This window comes from Paraburkholderia metrosideri (assembly GCF_904848625.1).
In the GTDB taxonomy this organism is placed as follows: Bacteria; Pseudomonadota; Gammaproteobacteria; order Burkholderiales; family Burkholderiaceae; genus Paraburkholderia; species Paraburkholderia metrosideri.
Map to the genome: position 1 here is coordinate 90,986 of NZ_CAJHCP010000001.1, position 20,051 is coordinate 111,036.

Here is a 20,051-nt window from a genome sequence, read left to right on the forward strand (position 1 = left end):
GCCCCCGTCGGGGCGCTTTCCATCGTCATGTTGAAGATTCTGGTCAGTGCGTGTCTCGCTGGTTTCCCGGTGCGCTATAACGGCACGGCTAAAACGGCACGCGACGCGTGGCTCGCGAGTTGGCGCGAAGAAGGCCGCCTCGTGATCGTGTGCCCGGAGGTGGCAGCCGGCTTTCCGACTCCGCGTCCTCCCGCGGAAATCCAGTTGCGCGGGACCGGTGCCGATGTGCTGAATCATCGGGTGTCGATTGATGACAACACCGGCGCAGACGTCACCGCGCTCTTCATCGCGGGCGCCCGGCATGCGCTTGAACGCGCACAGGCAGAAGATTGCCGTTTTGCGTTGCTGGCCGACGGCAGCCCGTCATGTGGCAGCACGTTCATCTATGACGGTGAATTCAGCGGCACGCGTCACGCTGCGGCGGGCGTCACCGCGACTCTGTTGCAGCAGCACGGCATTCGCGTTTTCGCCGAGTCGCAGATCGCTGAGCTTGCTGCGGCTATCGCGCTCGAATCGAATCGAATCGGTAACGGGTAGCACACGCCGCCCGCTTTGATTCGCTCATCTACGGATTTTCTTGCAGCTTTAAGTGAGCGCTAACGTTTGCGACCAACCGATTCATCGCGAAGAGGGGCAATTGCACCCCTTACACGAACAAGTTACGCGAAGCGAAACGAAACGAAACGAAACGACACGGTACGGAACGGAACGGCACGACGCAAAAACTACCGCGCCTGCAGACGCAAACTCGCGGCTCAGAGCATCAATCCACGCAGCCAGTGATAAACAATCGGCCCGCAGAATACGCCCCACGTCACCGCGCAAATCAGCAGCGCCATCGTCACCGCCGCGCTGCCGCAATCCTTAGCGCGCTTTGACAACTCGTGATGCTCCAGTGAAATACGGTCGATGGCGGCCTCGATACTCGAATTGAGCAACTCGACCAGCAGCACCAGCAGCACCGACACGATCAACAACACCCGTTCGACCGCGCCCACCGGCATCAGCAGCGCCGCGGGAAGCAGCACCACCGCCAAGGCAGCTTCCTGGCGAAATGCGCTTTCTTCGCGCAAGGTCGCGAGGATGCCATCGCACGAATGCCGTAGCGCAAACAGCGCACGCAAAGGACCACTACGTTTTGGGGGCGGACGGACCGTCGGCGAGTCGGTTGGATTGAGCATGATCAAAGTCACTTCGGGAATGGCGGCAGCATGCCTTAAACGTAACAATTTGTCACAGACTTGTGATATCTTTGCGCCGCCGCGGGCGTACGGATGCCTAAGCGTTTAGGCGACGAGGCCGGGAATCAAAGTGCGCTTCGCGCGCTGCACGGGCGATCGCGTGCGAGACGGACCGGGTTCTTTCCGTTATATCGCCCGCCCTCAAGGTTTGACCAAATTTTCCGTATACAAAGATTAGGAGACCGCGTCGCGGTCGCACGGTATCCGTTTGCCATTTTCCGCACGTTCGTGCGGTAAGCCGAATTCGCAAAGAAGTGTGTCAGCACTCGTTGGTGGACGGCGGACTTTTAATAAAAAAGCTGGTCTGTTCATGAAATCTGCCGTTTCGTTGTCCGCTTCATTGTGCGTTCCGCTGACCGCTGTTGTCGGCACTCTGTATGCAATCGTGTCGGCTGCTGCGCCCACCGTGCCGGTTGCCGCTGCGGCGCATCCCACGTCTTCGATGGCCGTTCCGGCGTCGGCGGTAAGCGCGCCGACCGTCAACAGCGCGGGCCTTCAGCCTGCGCTCAAGCCGAGTGTCAATGCAATCGGCGACGCAATCGGCGACGCGCCTCGCACGCCCGCAACCGCCGCCGGTTCCACCACGACACATCTTTCATTTGCCGCGCTCGGCGCCTATCAGCCGCTGAATATGCGCGGACTCGAGGATTCGCGCACGGTCAATGTCGGCGTGCGGCTCGACCGGGTGGTGACGGCAGCGCATCTGCGCTTGCGCTACACCTATTCGCCGGCGCTGGTCTTTCCGATCTCGCATCTCAAGGTCTCGATCAATAACGAAGTGATCGCGACCGTGCCGTTCGACCGCGAGCACGCGGGGCAGATCGTCACGCAGGACATCGCGCTCGATCCGCGCTTTCTGACCGATTACAACCAGCTGGGTCTTCGTCTGATCGCGCATTACACGCTCGATCATTGCGAGGACCCCGACAACTCGGCGCTGTGGGCCGACGTGAGTCCGACCAGCGAACTCATTCTCGACACCGCGCCGATTCGTCTGCCGAACGATCTCGCGTTGTTGCCCGCGCCGTTTTTCGACCGGCGCGACGTGAGCCGTCTGCGGCTTCCGTTTGTGTTGCCCGCCGCTGCCGATAACGCCACGCTGCGCAGCGCAGGTGTGCTGGCGTCGTGGTTCGGCGCGCAGGCCGATTACCGGCAGGCGCGTTTTCCGGCGCTGTCCGCGTTGCCCTCCGACGATCAGGCGGTCGTGGTCGCACGCAGCGAGCAATTGCCCGCCGGGCTGAAGCTGCCGCCGATCAACGGCCCGATGCTGATCGTCACCGACAACCCGAACGCCGCGAACCGGAAGCTGCTGATCGTCACCGGCCGTACTTCCGCCGAAGTCGATCAGGCGAGCGACGCGCTGGTACTCGGTAAAACGGCGATGGCGGGCCCTGCCGTGCGGATTACGCAACTCGACATTGGCGAGCCGCGCAAACCGTACGATGCGCCACGCTGGCTGCCGGTGGATCGACCGGTCGCATTCAGGGAACTGATCGACGACCCGAACCAGTTGCAGGTGCAAGGCAGCGCGCCCGACGCGATCCGGCTGAATCTGCGCGTGCCCGCCGATCTGTTTTCGTGGAACGGCGCGGGTGTGCCGCTGAATCTGAAGTACCGTTACACGGCGCCGACCGTGCAGAACAATTCGGTGCTGGCGGTGCAGATCAACGATCAGCTCGTGAAGTCGTACCGGCTCCCGGCCGCCAGTGCCGACGACGCGCAGGGCCGCCTGCAATTGCCGGTGCTGTCGAACAACGGCAGCCGCTCGAGCAGCCTGCTCGATATTCCGGCGTTCCGCGTCGGCAGTTCGAACCAGTTGCAGTTGCGCTTCAATCTGGACTCGCAGAAGACCGGGCTGTGCCAGTCGGTTGCGTCGAACCCCGTGCAGGCCGCGGTCGATCCCGACTCGACGATCGACTTTTCCAGTTTCGTCCACTACGCGCAGATGCCGAACCTCGCGTACTTCGCGAACAGCGGGTTCCCGTTCACGCGCTACGCCGATCTCGCGCAGACCGCCGTGGTGGTTCCGGCTCATCCCGCGCCCCAGGAGATCGAAAGCATGCTGACGATGCTTGGTCACATGGGGCAGTGGACCGGTTATCCGGCGTTGCGCGTGCAGATTGCGCGACCCGCCGAACTCGCGCAACTGACGGCCAAGGATTTGCTGGTGATCGGCGGCAATGGGTCGGCGCCATTGCTTGACCGGTGGCACCAGACGCTGCCTCTGACTATCGGTACCTCAGGCACCTCAGACACCCCGGACACCGCGGGTTCGTCGAACGACGCCGCGCAGGATAGCCCGATCACCCGCGCATCGTTTTCGGTGAAGGAAGAGTGGCGCAACGGCACGCACTTGCCGGACGGCAGCGCGCGGATCGACCGCGACGGTCCGCTGGCCGCGCTGATGGGCTTCGAGTTGCCTGGCAGCAAGGGACGCAGCGTCGTCGCGCTGACCGCCACCGATCAGCAGCAGCTGTCGCAATTGCTCGACATGCTCGAGAAGCCGGATCGCGTCGCGCAACTGCAGGGCGATGTCGCGCTGCTGCGCAGCGGTGAAGTGGACAGCATGCGGGTCGGCGACCTGTATGTGGTCGGCTATGTGCCGTGGTACGCGAAGTTGTGGAGCAAGGCGATCCAGCATCCGGTGTTGCTCGGCGTGCTGGGCGCACTGGCCGGGCTGTTGCTGGCGATCGGCGCATTCACCGCGCTGCAGGAACTGGCCGCGCGCCGTCGGGGAGTCTGACGCGATGGCGTGGGGGATCGGTAAGGTGCCGCGACGGGCGGGGCGCGGCGATCTGCGGACGGCGCTGAAGAAGCGCGTGCCAGCGCCCGCGGGCGCCGCGCGTACGGCCGCCATGAAAACAGCCGCGAAGGTTGCCGCTACGGTGGTCAACCGAGCGGCCATGACGTTTGCGTCGAGCCTGATGTTGTCTGTCTGGACGACATCCTTGGCGTTCGCAACCGGCGCACCGCAGAAGGCCGTCACGACTGTGACGACCATCGCGAGCGTGACCGGTATGTCCGCTAGCGCATCTACCGCAAACTGCGTGCCCCCGACATGGCCTGCGTGGCAGCAATTCCGGCGCGATTTCATTTCCGCCGACGGCCGCGTGATCGACGTCGGCTCGGCCGATTCGCGCACCGTCTCGGAAGGGCAGTCCTACGCGCTGTTTTTTGCGTTGGTCGCCAACGACCGCGCAACCTTCGACACCGTTCTGCAATGGACCGAACAGCATCTCGCGCAAGGCGACCTGACCGCCCATTTGCCCGCGTGGCTATGGGGCCGCGCGGACGACGGGCAGTGGCAGGTGCTCGACACGAACGCGTCGTCGGATGCCGATCTGTGGATCGCCTATGCGTTGCTCGAAGCCGGTCACGTGTGGCAGGACCGCAGCTACACGGCGCGCGGCGCTGTGCTCGCGCGGCATGTGCTCAATGACGAAACGGCGAGCGTCCCCGGTCTCGGTCTGACGCTGTTGCCAGGTCCGGTCGGTTTTCATCCGGCGTCGGATCTGTGGCGCGTGAACCCGAGCTATTCGCCGCCGCAGGTGCTGCGCGGCCTTGGCACGCGTTTGCCCGACGATGAGCGCTGGTCGCGGGTTCTCGCCAGCAGCAGTCGGGTTCTGATCGATACCGCGCCGCACGGCTTCGCGCCGGATTGGGCGCTGTATCGCGCGAAACGGGGCTTCGTGCCGGACGAGCAGACCCAGGCGGAAAGCGCCTATAACGCGATTCGGGTCTATCTGTGGGCCGGCATGCTCGATCCGCGCGACCCGCTGGCGCCGACCCTGCTCAAGCACTTCGCGCCGTTTGCCAACTTCATCGCGAGCCATCGGGCGCCGCCTGAAAAGGTCGACACCACCAACGGCAGCGTCGGCGAAAACATGGGCAACGCCGGTTTCTCGGCGGCGGCCGTGCCGTTCCTCGAAGCGAGCGGCCAGCGCATGCTCGCCGATACGCAGACGGCGCGCGTCGCGCAACTCGATCGCGAGAGTGCCGCGGGTTATTACACCAGCGTGCTGAGTCTGTTCGGACTGGGCTGGCGTGATGGTCGCTATCGTTTTGCCGCTGACGGCACACTGGATCTGCATGGGAGTTCGCTGTGTCGCGCCGCCGTTCAGTGAGTCTCGTGGTGCGCTGGGTCGTGCTCGTTGCGTGGCTGGGTATGACGGGCGTTGCGCGGGCGCTGCCCGCGCAGCCGGACGCGCTGGGCGCCGCCACGCCTCATGCGGCGTCGCCGACGGCTGACGTTCGACCCGCCGCGGCTTCGCATGCGTCGGCGATGCGGCACGCGACCGGTACGTCGGCGTCCATGGATCCGCGACACGCTGCTACCGTGCTGCCAAATGGCGGCGCGAAAGAAAATGGCGGCGCGAAAGATCGAGCGTCACGCACGGTCGCCGCGCCGCCTGCGCCCGCCGCGCAACTCGCCAGATCTCACGGCATAGCAGTCCCCACCGCGACCCTCGCAGTCCCGCACACCGAAGGCGCTTCGCAGCACACCGCCGCGCAGCAGTTGTTCGCGACCGCGAAGATGTGGTCTACCAAACATCGCGACGACCTCGCGTCGCAGTCGATTCACAAGGCGTTGCTGATCGCGCCGAACGACCCGGCGTTGCTCGCCGAACAGGTCCGCATCCAGCTACGCCTCGGCCAGGCGCAGGCCGCGCAGACCACGTTGACGCGTCTACGCTCGCTAGCGCCAGGCGCGCCGCTCACGCAGCAGATCGAAGATGAATACCGGGTCGCGACTGACGGCCGCCAGGAACTTGCGACGATCCGCCTGCTCGCTCGCAGCGGCCAGTCCGCCGAAGCGACACGCCGTCTGCTCGCGCTGTTTCCACACGGCGCGCCAGCGGGCTCGCTCGGCGCGGAGTACTACCAGATCATCGCCGGCACGCCCGACGGACGGACACAGGCGATCGGCGCGTTGCATCAGCGGGTCGCCGCCGATCCGTCCGACGTCGACTCCGCGCTGGTGCTCGCAAATCTGCTGAACGCGCGCGGCGACACGCGGGCGGAGGCCAACCGCATCGCATGGAATCTGGCGACGCGGCCCGACTCGGACCAGTCGGCCTCGCTCGACGCATGGCGTCACGTGTTGCAATCCGCAGGCGCGGACCCGGCTTATCTCGCCGCGTTGCGCGCGTATCTGCAACTCGTGCCTGACGACACCGAATTCAAGGAGCGCGTCACCGCGATCGAAGCGCAGCTCGAAGCGCAACGCCAGCTCGAACGCAATCCCGATTACATCGCGCAGCAACGCGGTTTGCAGGCGCTCGCACGCAACGATCTGAGCACCGCGGAGCCGCTGCTCGCGCGTGCCGCAGAGGCTCGTTCAACCGATGCCGAAGCGGTCGGCGGACTCGGTCTCGTGCGCATGCGGGAAGGGCGGCGCGACGAAGCGCGCGGCTTGTTCCTGCGCGCTGCCGCGCTGGCGCCGGACAATCGCGCGAAATGGGAGAGCCTGGCGCGTGCCGCGCAGTTCTGGGGCACGCTCGCGCAAGGCCGCGATGCCGCTGCCGCAGGCCGGCAGCAGGACGCGGAGCGGTTTGCGCGCGCCGCGCTGGCGATGCAGCCCGACAACGCCGACGCGAAGCTGATGCTCGCCGACGCGCTGCTCGCGCAACGCAACTGGAGCGCTGCCGAACCCCTGCTGCGCGAATTGCTGTCGGCGCGCGAGCCGAGCGTGTCGGCGGTGCGCAGTACCCGGACGCTGTACGAGAACACGGGCCGCGACGCCCAGGTCGAGCCGTTGCTCGAGGCTTTGCAAAGCCGCTTTACCGCCGCGGACGATCGTCAGAGCCTCGCGCAACTGCGCGCCGATCGGCTCGACGATCAGGCGGAGAAACTGCTGGCTGCCGGCCAGCGCGGTCCCGCTGCGCAACGTTACGAGGCGTCGTTGCGGCTCGCGCCCGACGCGCCCTGGACCCGCTTTGCGCTCGCGCGTCTGTATCGCGATCTGGGCTTGCCGCAACTTGGCCGGATCGTGATGGACGATGGGCTCGCGGTCTCCGCATCGCCGGAAATGCGTTATGCGAGTGCGCTGTACCGTAACTCGATCGACGATCTCAGCGGCGCGCAAGCCGTGCTCGCGCCGATCGCCGCGCAGGACCGCACCGACAGCATGCGCGCGCTCGATCGCAGTCTGCAGGCGCAGCAGTGGCTCGCGAAGGCGCGTGCCGCGTTTGTGCTCGACGACCGCGCTGCTGCCACGCAGTCGCTCGACGAAGCCCGCGCGCTAGCCGCCGACGATCCCAATCTGCTGGCGTCGATCGGTTCGCTGTGGATCGACCAGCGCGAACCCCAGCGCGGTCTCGCGTTGCTGCAGGACTGGATGGCGGCGCACCCGCAGCAGACCGATGCCGACGTGCGTCTGCGCTACGGCGATCTGCTCGGCAGCGCGAAGCGCAACACCGAACTCGACGCGTGGCTGATCCGCTTGCGCGACGACCGCACGCTCGAGCTGACGCCCGCGCAACGCGCGCGTCTCGAAGATCAGGCGCTGCGCTCGGTGCTGCGCGAGACCGACGACGCGCTCGATCGTCAGGATTACGACGCAGCACGCCGCCTGCTGGCTCGTGCGAGTCCCGCGGGCAAGCGCGATAAACGCTATGCGTTCGAAGTCGCCGACCTCGAACGGCTGCAAGGTCACTATGCGGCTGCGCGTGCCGCATTGAGTCCGGTGCTGGCGGCCACGCCTACCGACCCAGAAGCGCAACTCGCGCTGGCTCGCGTGCTGGAGCAAAGCGGCGAGCGCCGCTCCGCGCTCGATCTCGTGCACAGCGTGCTCGACGGCGCTGCACCCGACGACGTCGACACGCGGCTGTCGGCGGCGCGGCGTTTGTCTGCGTTGCGGCATCCCGACGAAGCGCAGCAGATCACCACGGCGTTGCGCGTGTCGTATCCGGCGCGGCCCGACGTGACCGTGCAAAGCGGCCGGGTGGCGGAAGACCTCGGGCAGTACGACGAAGCGGCGTCGTTGTATCGGTTGTCGCTGGCGCAGGAACGGGTGGCGGGGGTCAGCGCCGGTCCTGACGGCACGCCTGCCCAAGCCGCGTTGGCTGATCTGGAGCAGCGCCGCAATCCGGAGATCGAAACCGGCTGGCTGCCCAGCTATAAATCGGGCGATGCGGGCATCTCGCAGTTTCACGGCTACCAGGTGCCGGTGTATGCGCAGATTCCGTACGGCTATGACGGCCATTTTTTCGCGCATGTCGATACCGTGCATCTCGATGCCGGCACGCTCGACCCGGGCACGGCCGGTGCCGGCTTCGGCAACGCGTCTTCGCGCGCCCAGTTCGGCACGCTCCCTGCCTCCGATGAACCGGTGCAAACGCAGTATCTGCATCAGGCGGTAACGGGTGTCGCGCTTGGCGCGGGCTATACGTCGGACGCGTGGCGCTTCGACCTCGGCACCACGCCGCTCGGTTTCCCGGTGCACTACCTGGTCGGCGGCGCGCGCTACCAGTTCGATGCCGGACCCGCGAGCTTTTCGCTTAGCGGATCACGCCGGCCGGAGACCAGCAGCCAGCTTTCCTATGCGGGCATGCATGATCCGGTGACCGGGGCCGTGTGGGGCGGCGTGCGTCGCGACGGCATCGATCTGCATTCATCGGTCGATGTCGGTGCGACGAATCTGTTCGCCGATTTCGGCGCGGGCATATTGACGGGCCGCGAGGTCGAGAGCAATCAGGAAGTCACGCTGCGTACTGGCGTGACCGTGCCGGTCTATCAGCGGATCAATACACTGGTGAGCACCGGACTGATCGGCAACGTCTGGCACTACACGAATAACCAGCGTTTCTATACGTTCGGGCAGGGCGGTTATTACAGCCCGCAACGCTATCTGTCGCTCGGCGTGCCGATCGAATGGGCCGGCCGTCACGATGACCTGAACTGGGACCTGACCGCCACCGTCGGCGTGTCGAATTCATACGAGAAGAATGCGCCGTATTTCCCGAACGGCTTGCCCTCGGTGCTGACGGCTCCGTCTGCCTCCGACAGTGGCGTCAATGCCGGCAGCTCGACGCGCGGCGTCGCGTTTTCGTATGGCCTCGCGGGCATCGTGCAATACCGCTTCAGTCCGCATCTGCTGGCGGGCGCGCAATTGAGCATCGACCGTTCGCACGACTACGCGCCGAGTTCCGCGCTGGTTTATCTGCGCTATACGATCGACGCCCGCAAGCAGGACAACAGTCTGTCGCCAAGACCTGTGCGTCTTTACTCCAGTTTCTGAACGGCGATAGAACGAGATCAGGGAAGCCACGCGTGAGCACTGTTTCGACTCCACCCAGGCCGGCACCGGCGGCCGGCAACTTCATCCGGCGCTGGTGGCACACGCTGCGCCGCGCGGGCGCGCACGGCGACGCCTATGGGCGCGCGCGGCTCGTCGGCCGGCTGGCGGTGGACGCGTTGCCCGACGAATGGTCCGCGCTCGAAGCGGGCAAGCTGTACGCGATTTATGCGGCGCCGCGCACGCCCGGCGCCGATGTGCTGATCTGGGAAAGCGCCCGCGAAGCACATACGCGCGACGTCACGGTCGTGCTGGCGCGCGAGCGTGTCGAGGTTGACCGGCGTCTGCGTGAGCTTGGCTTCAGCGCCAGCGCGCCGGCCTCCGGCTGGCCGCGCAATCTGGGCGTTCTGGCGATGCCGCCGGTCGCCGTCGAGCGCGACCGCGACCACGAGCGCAACCGCGAGCGCAACAACGAGCGCAACAACGAGCCGGCGGCCGATCAGCCGGGTAACACATCCGCGGTGTTCGGCAAGGTATTCGGTGGCTTGCGCGCGCTCAAGCGCTTCGGCTTCCGTACACGTTCGCTGTATTTCATCGAAGGGGCGGAGCGCTGGTTCAACTGGGACGACGCTGCCGCGCTGGCACGCGAGGGCCGCATGCTGGCGAACTGGTGCGCCGCGCGCAAGATCACGCTGGTGCTCCTGCTCGGCTCGCCGTCGGGCGTCAGCGATAGCGATGACGGCCTCGACTGGCTGGACCCGGCGACCTCGACGGACAACGCGCTCGCGCAACAAGGCCGCAACGAATTCCATGCCGCGTGCGCAGGCGTGGCGCGGATGCGGCGCACCCACGGCGAGTTGCTGTGGCATGTCGACTTCTGGCGCGCGGACCGTACGCTCGTGACCGGCGAAGTGCGCTCGCTGCGTTTCACCGAGCACGGCCGCCTGAGCGTGACATCCGAGCAACCCGGCAACGCGGCGGACGGCGACGGCTTACTCGCACGCGATGAGCAGCGGGTCGTGGTCAGCCGCGCGGCGGTTCGCGGGCACGAAGCCTGGGTGCCGCCCCACTGGGAAGTCTGCGCGGATCTGGCCGGCGTGCTGGCCGCGTGTGTCGACGCGCAGGCAGCGACCGTCGTACTCGACTATGCGGGCGGCGCCCAACTCGACTCGCTGTGCGCGGCAGTGCATGCGCTGCGGCGCCAGGCGGGACGCGCGTTGAAGATCGTGATCGTCGAACGCGGGGAAGTGTTGCGGCATCAGTACGAACTGCTGGTCCTGACGCTTGGCGCCAATCTCGTGCTCGGACGCGACCTGCCGTTTTCGCGGATGCAGTCGTTGCTGCAATCGCTGCAAGGGCAATTGCACACACGTCCGATTGCCACCGACTATCGTGGCGCGCTCAGTGCCGCATTGAGCGATGACGTGCTCGGCTATCTGCCGCCCGGCGCATTCTGCGAGCGGGTGCGCACCGTGCTCGATCGCAGCGCGATCCTGCAATTGCCGCATGTGCTCGTCAAACTGACCCTGCTGCCGGAATGCGCGCATGTCGACGCGTTGCGGCATTGCGTGCCGCGGCGCGCGGGCGATGTGTTCACGGCCGACGCCGCGCATCTGTATGTGTTCCTGTTCGCCTGCCGGCTCGCCGATGCGGATGCAGCGCTGGCGCGCATCTTCGATGTGCCGGTCGAGCAGATCGCGGACACGCTCGTGCATCTCGCGGAGCAGAGCATCGGTGACGAACTGAAAGCGCTGGAGACGGCGAACCGCCGGGCGCGCATCGCCGATTACAGCGATCTGTTCGCGATGCCGGCGGCGGCACATCAGGTCGAAGTGAAAGCGCCGGCGGTGGACGCTGACGCGACAGTCCCGAACGGGACGGTGCAGGCCAGCGCCGAGCAGCTGGCGCGGGTCGAAGAGGCGCTGGCTCGAGCGCGTGCCGACGCTGAGGCCGAAGCCAATCTTCATGCTGACGATTCCGGCATCCCCAACGCAGTCGACGCTCACGGCGTCGCTGACAACGCCACGCGCAACGCAGTACCCGACCTCACGGCGTCAAAGCAGGTTCTCGCGACGCGCCAACTGACACCCCCATCGCGTTACGCCGAACCGTATGCGATGCCCGTGCGCAAGACGGAGAGCAGGTAATGGAATTTCTATTGACGTGTTTCGCCGTGGGTATTCTGGTTGCGATTCCGCTGTGGATCGTCTGGCAGCGGCTCGGTTCGCGCCGGGCTCTGGCGGCGATGCGAGGTTTTGATCCGCGCGACGCAGTGCCGTGCGATATCGAAGCGGTGGCACTCGGCGCCCGTTTGCTGCCCGATGCACCCCACACCGGCGAGGCCGCGCGATGAAGGTGATTGCCATCGTCTCCACGGCGGGCGGTACGGGCCGTACGACGCTCAGCGCCGCGCTTGCGGTGCTGCTCGCGCGGCGTGGCCGTCAGACGGTCGCGCTCGACCTCGATCCGCAGAACATGCTCGGCGCGCATCTGGGGATCGACGGGTTCGCGCCGCAGGGCATCGCCCACGCGTTGCTCGACGACACCCATGCGTGGCATGCGCATACGTGGCGCAATGCCGAGGGCGTGCTGTTCGTGCCGTATGGCGCGGTGTCGCTTGCACAAAGCGCGCGTTGCGATGCGCGTCTGGCTGCCGAGCCACGGTGGCTCGCGACCGCGCTCGCTCAACTCGATCTGCCACGCGACGGCGTCGTGCTGATCGACACCGCGCGTTATCCATCGCAACAGGCGGAGCAGGCGGTGGGTTGCGCCGATCTGGTGTTGTGCGTGACGCCGCCCGAACCGGCTGCATGCGCGACGCTGGTCGTGCGGCTCGCTGCATTACGCAGCGGCGGGGCGCAATTGCGGATCGTCGTGAACCGGCTGAATCCGGCGCGCGATATGCAACGCGACGTGCTGGCCATGCTCGGCGCCGCGCTCGGCGATGGGGTGCCGCTCGTCCAGCGCGTGCATCTGGATGGGGCGTTGCCGGAATCGTTCGCACGCGGCACCTGGTTATTCGACGACGCGCCGCATTCGCAGGCTTCGCACGATCTGCATGGCGTGGCGAACTGGCTCGACACGTGGCTGGCCGACGCGCCGCGCAAGCCCACTCACCGTGATGGTGAGCGGGCATGACGAGGCGAGTCGACGCCGGCCGCGAACCGGACGATGCGCGCGATGGGCGCGAGATGCGCCCGCCCGGCGAGCGGGGCGATGGGCACGGGGCGCACGACGCGCACGAAACCCACGAAACCCACGAAACCCACGAAGCGCACGAAGCGCACGAAGCGCACGAAGCGCACGAAGCCCACGAAACGCACGAAACGCAGGAAGCGCACGGAGCACACGAAGCCCACAAAGCCCACAAAGCCCACGAAGCCCACGCGCTGCGCGATTCACCCGCGGCGACCCGTCCGCGCGAAACGCGCGATCCGGGTGCAATGCGAGCGCCACGCGAAAAGCGCAACACGCTGCGCAAACGCGCGATCGACTGGTTCGCGCGCGGCCTCGGCATGCCCGCCGAGCGCACGCTGCTCGACTGGTTCGTGCGGCTGTTTTTTCAGCCGCCGGCGCCGGGCAAGACCGACTTCGCAAGTCGCTGGATCCGGACCGCCGTGCTGCATCTGGCGCTGCAATGGGGCGTCCTCGAACCCCATCGACTGCGAGCGTGGCTGTGGCGCGCGCTGGTTCGCCCAGCGCGTGCGCCTGAGCACAGCAATGCGGCAAAACTGCGCGCGTTGCTGGCGTGGGTCGACCGTTGGCTGGTGCCGCTGTGGTTGCGCGGCCAGCGCCTGCGCCGTCGGATCGAAGCGATGCTGCCGACACTGCCCTGGCAGCGCTGGGGCACACAACTCGAAGCGGGCACGCAGCGCATCGGCCATATCCGCTGGCTGCTGCCGCCGATCGTGCTGGCTGGCGCAGGCTTGTGGGTGATGATCGGCACGTCGCCGTTGTCGCCGGACGGGCAGTTCGAATTTTTCGCGGTGCTGATGGCGGTCGCGCTGTTCCTGCGCCGCTTCCCGGGCCGCATGCCGGTGCTGGTTCTCACGGTGCTCGCGCTGCTCGCGATGGCGCGCTACATATGGTGGCGCGTCACGCAGACGCTCACGTTCCAGACGCCGGGCGAGGCGGTGCTCGGCTATCTGCTGTTCGGCGCGGAGGCGTACACGTGGATCATTCTGCTGCTCGGCTTCGTGCAGACCGCGTGGCCGCTCAATCGCACAGTTGCCGAATTGCCCGCCGATACGGACAGCTGGCCGAGCGTCGATATTTATATTCCGACCTATAACGAGCCGCTCTCCGTGGTGCGGCCCACCGTGTTCGCCGCGCAGGGTATCGACTGGCCCGTGGACAAATTGCGCGTGTACCTGCTCGACGACGGTCATCGCGAGGAGTTCAGGGCGTTCGCGCGTGACAGCGGCATCGGCTATCTCACGCGCGACGACAACCTGCACGCAAAGGCCGGCAACATCAACCGCGCGCTGCAAAAGACCGACGGCGACTACATCGCGATCTTCGATTGCGATCACGTGCCGACGCGTTCGTTCCTGCAAACCACCATGGGCACCTTCCTGCGCGACCGTCGTTGCGCGATGGTGCAAACGCCGCATCATTTCTTTTCGCCCGATCCGTTCGAACGCAATCTCGGCACGTTCCGCCGCGTGCCGAACGAAGGCAATCTGTTTTACGGGCTCGTGCAGTCCGGTAACGATCTGTGGAATGCGTCGTTCTTCTGCGGATCGTGCGCAGTCATCAAGCGTACGGCGCTCGATGAAGTGGGCGGCGTCGCGGTGGAAACCGTCACCGAAGACGCGCATACGGCGCTCAAATTGCACCGGCGCGGCTATACGACGGCCTATCTGCCGACCGTGCAGGCCGCCGGTCTTGCCACCGAAAGTCTCGCGGGCCACATCAAGCAACGGGTGCGCTGGGCGCGCGGGATGGCGCAGATTTTCCGCATCGACAATCCGTTTCTTGGGCGAGGCCTCGGCTTCTTCCAGCGCCTGTGCTATGGCAACGCGATGCTGCATTTCTTTTACGGCATACCGCGGCTCGTGTTCCTGACCATGCCGATGGCGTACCTGTTTTTCCAGATGTATTTCATCAACGCATCGGCGACCACCATCGCCGGCTTCGTGCTGCCGTACATCGTGCTCGCCAACATCGCGAACTCGCGGATGCAGGGTAAATTCCGCCACTCGTTCTGGGCCGAAGTGTATGAGTCGGTGCTCGCGTGGTACATCGCGCTGCCGACCACGATTGCGTTTTTCAGCCCCAAACACGGCAAATTCAACGTCACCGACAAGGGTGGCCGCATCGACGAAGGCTACTTCGACTGGGCTGTGTCAAAGCCGTATCTGGTGCTGTTCGGGCTGAACGCAGGCGCGCTGACCGCGGGGGTCTACCGGCTCGCCTTCGGGCAAAGCGGCGAAACCGCGACGATCCTGATGAACGTGTTCTGGACGCTCTACAACCTCGTGATGCTCGGCGCGGCCGTGAGCGTGGCGCGCGAAGCGAAGCAGGTGCGCGTGACGCACCGAATCGCGATGCGCACGGCCGCGACCCTGCTGCTCGCGGACGGGACGACGCTTGCCTGCGCGACCACCGACTATTCGACCGGTGGCCTCGGTCTCGATGTCGACCCGGATCTCGAACTCGCGCTCGGCGACACACTCGGCGTCTGCCTGAGCCGTGGCGACCGGCAATTTCATTTTCCGGTCCACGTGAGCCGCTTTGTCGGACGCAATCTGGGTGTGCGCTTTGACAACCTCACGCTCGACCAGGAGCGGCAGATGGTGCAATGCACGTTTGGCCGCGCCGATGCATGGCTCGACTGGGACGAGCAAACCGAAACGGACGCACCGCTGCGTGGCCTGAAAGAAGTCCTGACGATGGGCGTCGAAGGCTATTCGCGACTGATGAGCGGCGTGGTGCGCGCCGTGCAGTCGCTGCTCGCACTGGACCGTACCCGTTATTAATGCCGCCGGAATGCTGACGACACGCGCCCGGCCAATCAGGAAACTCTGTTCATGACTTTGTGGAACCTGTATTTCATCATCAAGCTGTATCTGTTCACGGGCGGCCATCTGTTGCCGCTGTGGACCGTCAACATCGGCTTCGCGCTGGTGCTCGCGGCGACGTCGACGCTACGGCATCGCGGGCTGCGCGTGTTGCGCAACGTGATCGGTCTCGCAATCGGCATTCCGTTGATGTACCACGAAGCAAACGTGCCGCCGTTCTCGCGTCTGACCGAAGAGTTCGGCAATCTCACGACGTTCAGCTTTGGCTACTGGCTCGAACTCGCGCAGCGTTTTGTTCCGCCTATGCTGCTGCTCGCCGTGCTTGGCGGTGTGCTCGCCTATCTGATCGTGAACCGCTGGCTGCGGGTTGCCACGTTCGTGCTGATCGCGCTGGTCGCCATGCCGCTGTGGCACGAAGGCAGTGTGGTGCTGGCACAGTTGCGCAGTGCGCCGGTTGTCGCGTCGTCGGGTAATGCGCAGGCTGCCCAGCCGCTCGACCATAATGCCGCGCTGGCCGCGTTCCGCACGCAGGAATCGCAACGGCAGGTGAGCTTTGGCCACCTCGGCTCCGATCCGAATACGCAGTTCGACGTGATCGTGCTGCACATTTGCTCGCTGTCGTGGGACGATCTCGACGCCGCGAAGGCGCGCAATCATCCCATGCTGAGCCACTTCGATTATCTGTTCTCGAATTTCAGCACGGCGGCGAGCTACAGCGGACCGGCTGCGATTCGCGTGCTGCGCGCGAGTTGCGGACAGGAAGCGCATGCGGACCTCTACAAGGACTCGCCGCAAAACTGCCATCTGCTGGCCGATCTGGCGCAGGCCGGGTACACGCCGCAGACCATGCTGAATCACGACGGTCACTTCGATAACTTCCTGCAACTGGTGCATGACAACGCGGGCGTGCCGAACGTGCCGCTGATTTCGAACACCAGCGTGCCGGTCGCGATGCATGCATTCGACGGCTCACCGATTCGCGACGACTACGCGACGCTCGCCAACTGGTACGCCCAACGCGCGAGCGTGCCGGGCCCGGTCGCGCTGTACTACAACACGATCAGTCTGCACGACGGCAATCGTCTGCCGAACAACAATCTGTCGAGCATCGACTCCTATCCGCGGCGCGTGAACCAGATGATGAGCGACTTCGACCGATTTGCGGACCTGATTGCGGCGTCGGGGCGGCGCGCGGTGATCATCTTCGTGCCGGAACATGGTGCGGCGTTGCGTGGCGACGCGAATCAGGTGGCGGGCTTGCGTGAGATCCCGACGCCACGCATCGTGCATGGTCCTGCGGGTGTGCGTCTGGTCGGCTTCCAGGGCAACCACGGGCCGACCACCGTGATCGACACGCCGTCGAGCTTTCTGGCGGTCGCGCAACTGTTGTCGAATCTGGTGTCGAACAGTCCGTTCAAACCGGGCGTGACGTTGTCGCAATACGCGGTCAATCTGCCGCAGACACAGATGGTCGGCGAAAACGAAGGGACGGTGACGATGACGACGGCGTCCGGTTATGTCGTGAAGACGCCGGACGGCGTGTGGGTGGACGGAAAATGAAAAGCGACGTGAAAAGCGACGTAAAGCGCGATATGAAGAGCGATGTGAAGCGCGCCGCGGCATCGGACAGCAAACCGTCCGAGATGGCAGCAGGCTGGCCGGTCGACGATATCAACGGGCTTGCACGCCGTTTGCCCGAGGTCGATCCCGCCAGCTATTTCGATGGACAGGCGCGGGACGCATACCAGCAGTCGCTGATGAAATGGCCGGTGCTCGCGCGGCTGATGAATCTTGTCGCGCGTGATGAGGTTCCTGCGGCGACGGGAGAGAACGAGCCAGTGAAAGAACTGGCCGTTAAATGATGCGGTGTTGAAGAAGGTAGTGTTTGATTGGCGACGCGCTCTCTGTACCAACGCGTCGCCGTGGTCGGCTTAACGCAACTGCGTCACTGCAAGCAGCAACACCATGCTGCCGATCGCGCCATCCAGCACCCGCCATGCAGTCGCCCGGCGGAACAGCGGCGCCAATGCACGCGCCCCATACCCGAGGCCGACGAACCAGATGCCACTCACGGCCATCGCGCCGAGTGCAAATGCCACCCGCGCGCCTTCGGGTTCGCGCGCGCCCGCCGTGCCGATCAGCAGGAACGTGTCGAGATAAACGTGCGGATTGAGCCACGTAAAAGCCAGCGTCATCAGGATGATCGGCAAAGCGCGTTGGGCGGGCGGGTTGTTTGAGCCAGGCGTCGCGCCGTTCGCACTATTCTCATCATTCACATTGGCGTCCAGCACCGCATGCCCCGGCCGCACTGCGCGCCGCAGCGCGTTGATGCCGAACCACGCCAGATAGGCAAGCCCGACATACAGCATGGCGTGGACGAACACCGGATAGCGCTCCACCAGCACCGACGCCCCGCCGACACCCGTGCCGATCAGAATGAAATCCGACAGCGCGCACAGCGCGACGATTTTGCCGACATGCGAACGCATGATGCCCTGACGCAGGATGAAAGCGTTTTGCGCACCGATGGTCACGATCAGCGAAGCGCAGAGCGCGGCACCATGGGAAAAAGACAGCCAGTTCATAGTCGATCCAGTAGACGGGGGAAACCAATGGCGTTAGTCTGCGGTTTCGCATCTCGTAAGAGAAGCTAATTTATCTAACGCCGATTAAGGAACGCTAATGCTCGACTATGCGTTGCTCGATGCACTGGCCGCCGTGGTGCGCCACGGTTCGTTCGACCGCGCGGCAAGTGAGCTGAACGTCACGCCGTCGGCGGTATCCCAGCGGGTCAAACTGCTGGAAGAGCGGGTGGGGAGCGTGCTCGTCAAACGCGGCCAGCCGTGCGTCGCGACCACCTCGGGCGCGCTGCTGTGCCGTCATACCGAACGCGTGCTATTGCTGGAGGCGGAGTTGACCGGCCGCCTGCCGGCGCTGCCCGGCACGCTGGTCGAGCCGTGGCCCGCGCTGCGTGTCGCGGTGAACGACGACAGTGTCGGCACCTGGTTTATCGACGCCGTCGCGCCATTCTGTGTCGAGCGGGAGATGTTGCTCGACCTGGTCGTCGACGATCAGGACCATACCGCGCAACTGATTCGCGACGGCAGCGTGCAAGGCGCGGTCACCACGCAGGCCGAGCCGGTGCAGGGCTGCCGCTCCACACGGCTTGGACGCATGCGCTATATGGCGGTGTGCTCACCGGCATTTTTCGCTCGCCATTTCGCCGACGGCGTCACGCGCGACAGTCTGAGGCGCACGCCGTGCGTCGATTTCAATCCGAAAGATCAGTTGCAAAAGCGCTTCATGCGACGGGTGACGCGAGCGGAAATCGACCCGCCTTTGCACTGGATTCCGCATGTCGCGGGTTTTCTGCGAGCCTGCGTAACGGGTCTCGGCTGGGGGATGTGCCCGGAGCGGATGATTACCGGTCATCTGGCGCACGGCGAACTGGTGCAGATCGTGCCCGGCAAGCATATCGACGTCGATCTGTACTGGCAGAGCTGGCGTCTGTCGATTGGCTGGCTCGACGATTTCGGCGCAGTGCTGCGCAAGCGGGCCGCGGAATATCTCGACTGAAGCCGCGCCTGCATGCCGCTAGAGCAGCAATTCGATTGAATGAAACAGCCGGCGCTGTTCGGGGTCCGGCGAGCGCGCGCCTTCATCGATCACTTCACGCAGACACGCGAGAAAACAGACCGCCGCCGGACTGGTCGGCGCGCCCCGGCGTGACGTGATGCTCACGATGGTTTCGTCCACCGTTTCGCGCAGCGGCAACGCCCACAGGTTCTCTCGGGCGAGCATCACCTCGACCAGCGGCCACGGGAAGATGCTCAGCATGTCCGTTTGCGCGAGCAGCCCCAGCACGATGGCCAGCGAATGCGCGAGATGAATGGTATGCGGCACGCGCATGCCGCGCTTGCGGAACAGGTTGTCCGACAGCGACTCCTGACTTGCCGGGTCCCAGTTCAACACCCATTCGGCGTCTTCGAGTTCGAGCAGCGTGCGGCAACCCGCCTTCGGATGATCGCGCCGCGCGACCACCGCCGAATGCGTCGAGAAAAGCGGCACGTTGTGAAACTCCGATTGCGGTGACGCAGGCGGCGGCCGGCCAATCGAAAAATCGAGGCTGCCGTCGCGCAGTCGCGGTTGCACGAGCGCCAGCAGGCCTTCGAAAAACTCCAGTTGAACCTCCGGCATCCGTTGCCGGAAGCGTTGCACCGCAGGCGGCAAAAACGTCAGCGCGACCCACGGCGTGACGCCAATCGACAGCTTGCCCGCTGCCGCGCCGCGCAATGCTTCGATCTCGGCTTCTGCGCGTTGCAATTGCCCGAGCACCAGCCGCGCGTGCACGACCAGCGCACGGCCGAACTCGGTGAAGGCGGCGCCACTCGCGCTGCGCACCAGCAGCGGCGCGCGCAGATCGGCCTCCAGTTCCCGCATCGCCTTGGTGACGGCGGCCGGCGAAAGGCCCAGCGAGCGTGATGCGGCCCGGATACTTCCAGTATCTGCAATGGCCGCCAAGGTGCTGAGCTGATGAAGTTTCATCGACAA

14 protein-coding genes are annotated in these 20,051 nt (G+C 65.4%); 11 read left to right on the top strand and 3 right to left on the bottom strand.

The genetic code is table 11. The features are described from left to right. The first annotated feature begins 27 nt into the window (after positions 1–27). Positions 28–537 carry a DUF523 domain-containing protein gene (locus LMG28727_RS00390; RefSeq protein ID WP_201640340.1) on the top strand — a complete coding sequence of 170 codons (510 nt, stop codon included), beginning with the start codon at positions 28–30 and terminating at the stop codon, positions 535–537. A 218-nt stretch (positions 538–755) separates the two neighbouring features. On the opposite strand, the gene LMG28727_RS00395 is transcribed toward LMG28727_RS00390, so the two are convergent. Beyond that, the gene (locus tag LMG28727_RS00395; protein WP_201640342.1) at positions 756–1,181 is read right to left on the bottom strand and encodes a diacylglycerol kinase; all 426 of its coding nucleotides are present in this window, start codon (positions 1,179–1,181) and stop codon (positions 756–758) included. Between the two features lie 370 nt (positions 1,182–1,551). Between LMG28727_RS00395 and bcsB the strand changes: the two genes are divergently transcribed. The 9 genes from bcsB (at position 1,552) to LMG28727_RS00440 (ending at position 17,362) form a co-directional block, all read left to right on the top strand. Beyond that, positions 1,552–3,984, top strand: a complete 2,433-nt coding sequence (bcsB, locus tag LMG28727_RS00400; RefSeq protein ID WP_201640344.1) for a cellulose biosynthesis cyclic di-GMP-binding regulatory protein BcsB — start codon at positions 1,552–1,554, stop codon at positions 3,982–3,984. A 4-nt stretch (positions 3,985–3,988) separates the two neighbouring features. Continuing rightward, positions 3,989–5,365, top strand: coding sequence for a cellulose synthase complex periplasmic endoglucanase BcsZ (bcsZ, locus tag LMG28727_RS00405; RefSeq protein ID WP_201640346.1), 1,377 nt, complete (start codon positions 3,989–3,991; stop codon positions 5,363–5,365). A gap of 41 nt (positions 5,366–5,406) precedes the next feature. Then, positions 5,407–9,480: a cellulose synthase subunit BcsC-related outer membrane protein gene (locus tag LMG28727_RS00410; RefSeq protein WP_407945818.1), complete on the top strand. Its 4,074-nt coding sequence runs from the start codon at positions 5,407–5,409 to the stop codon at positions 9,478–9,480. Positions 9,481–9,512: 32 nt separating this feature from the next. Continuing rightward, entirely contained in the window at positions 9,513–11,624 is a 2,112-nt protein-coding gene (bcsE, locus tag LMG28727_RS00415) for a cellulose biosynthesis protein BcsE (protein WP_407945816.1), read from the top strand. Next, entirely contained in the window at positions 11,624–11,830 is a 207-nt protein-coding gene (locus tag LMG28727_RS00420; RefSeq protein WP_201640348.1) for a hypothetical protein, read from the top strand. The genes bcsE and LMG28727_RS00420 overlap by 1 nt, the downstream gene beginning before the upstream one ends. Beyond that, positions 11,827–12,615: a cellulose biosynthesis protein BcsQ gene (bcsQ, locus tag LMG28727_RS00425; protein WP_201640350.1), complete on the top strand. Its 789-nt coding sequence runs from the start codon at positions 11,827–11,829 to the stop codon at positions 12,613–12,615. The genes LMG28727_RS00420 and bcsQ overlap by 4 nt, the downstream gene beginning before the upstream one ends. Positions 12,616–12,920: 305 nt before the next feature. Continuing rightward, the gene (gene bcsA, locus LMG28727_RS00430) at positions 12,921–15,458 is read left to right on the top strand and encodes a UDP-forming cellulose synthase catalytic subunit (protein WP_201640797.1); all 2,538 of its coding nucleotides are present in this window, start codon (positions 12,921–12,923) and stop codon (positions 15,456–15,458) included. Positions 15,459–15,509: 51 nt separating this feature from the next. Next, complete coding sequence (bcsG, locus tag LMG28727_RS00435) at positions 15,510–17,060, top strand: cellulose biosynthesis protein BcsG (protein ID WP_201640352.1); 1,551 nt, start codon at positions 15,510–15,512, stop codon at positions 17,058–17,060. A gap of 8 nt (positions 17,061–17,068) precedes the next feature. Then, positions 17,069–17,362 carry a hypothetical protein gene (locus LMG28727_RS00440; protein WP_407945817.1) on the top strand — a complete coding sequence of 98 codons (294 nt, stop codon included), beginning with the start codon at positions 17,069–17,071 and terminating at the stop codon, positions 17,360–17,362. A 69-nt stretch (positions 17,363–17,431) separates the two neighbouring features. Here the strand turns inward: LMG28727_RS00440 and LMG28727_RS00445 are convergent, their stop codons facing one another. Next, positions 17,432–18,085 carry a LysE/ArgO family amino acid transporter gene (locus LMG28727_RS00445; protein WP_201640354.1) on the bottom strand — a complete coding sequence of 218 codons (654 nt, stop codon included), beginning with the start codon at positions 18,083–18,085 and terminating at the stop codon, positions 17,432–17,434. 97 nt (positions 18,086–18,182) lie between these two features. Here LMG28727_RS00445 and LMG28727_RS00450 point away from each other — a divergent pair, with 97 nt between their 5' ends. Further along, positions 18,183–19,076 carry a LysR family transcriptional regulator ArgP gene (locus LMG28727_RS00450; protein WP_201640356.1) on the top strand — a complete coding sequence of 298 codons (894 nt, stop codon included), beginning with the start codon at positions 18,183–18,185 and terminating at the stop codon, positions 19,074–19,076. A gap of 18 nt (positions 19,077–19,094) precedes the next feature. On the opposite strand, the gene LMG28727_RS00455 is transcribed toward LMG28727_RS00450, so the two are convergent. Further along, entirely contained in the window at positions 19,095–20,045 is a 951-nt protein-coding gene (locus tag LMG28727_RS00455) for a LysR substrate-binding domain-containing protein (protein WP_201640357.1), read from the bottom strand. Positions 20,046–20,051 lie beyond the last annotated feature (6 nt).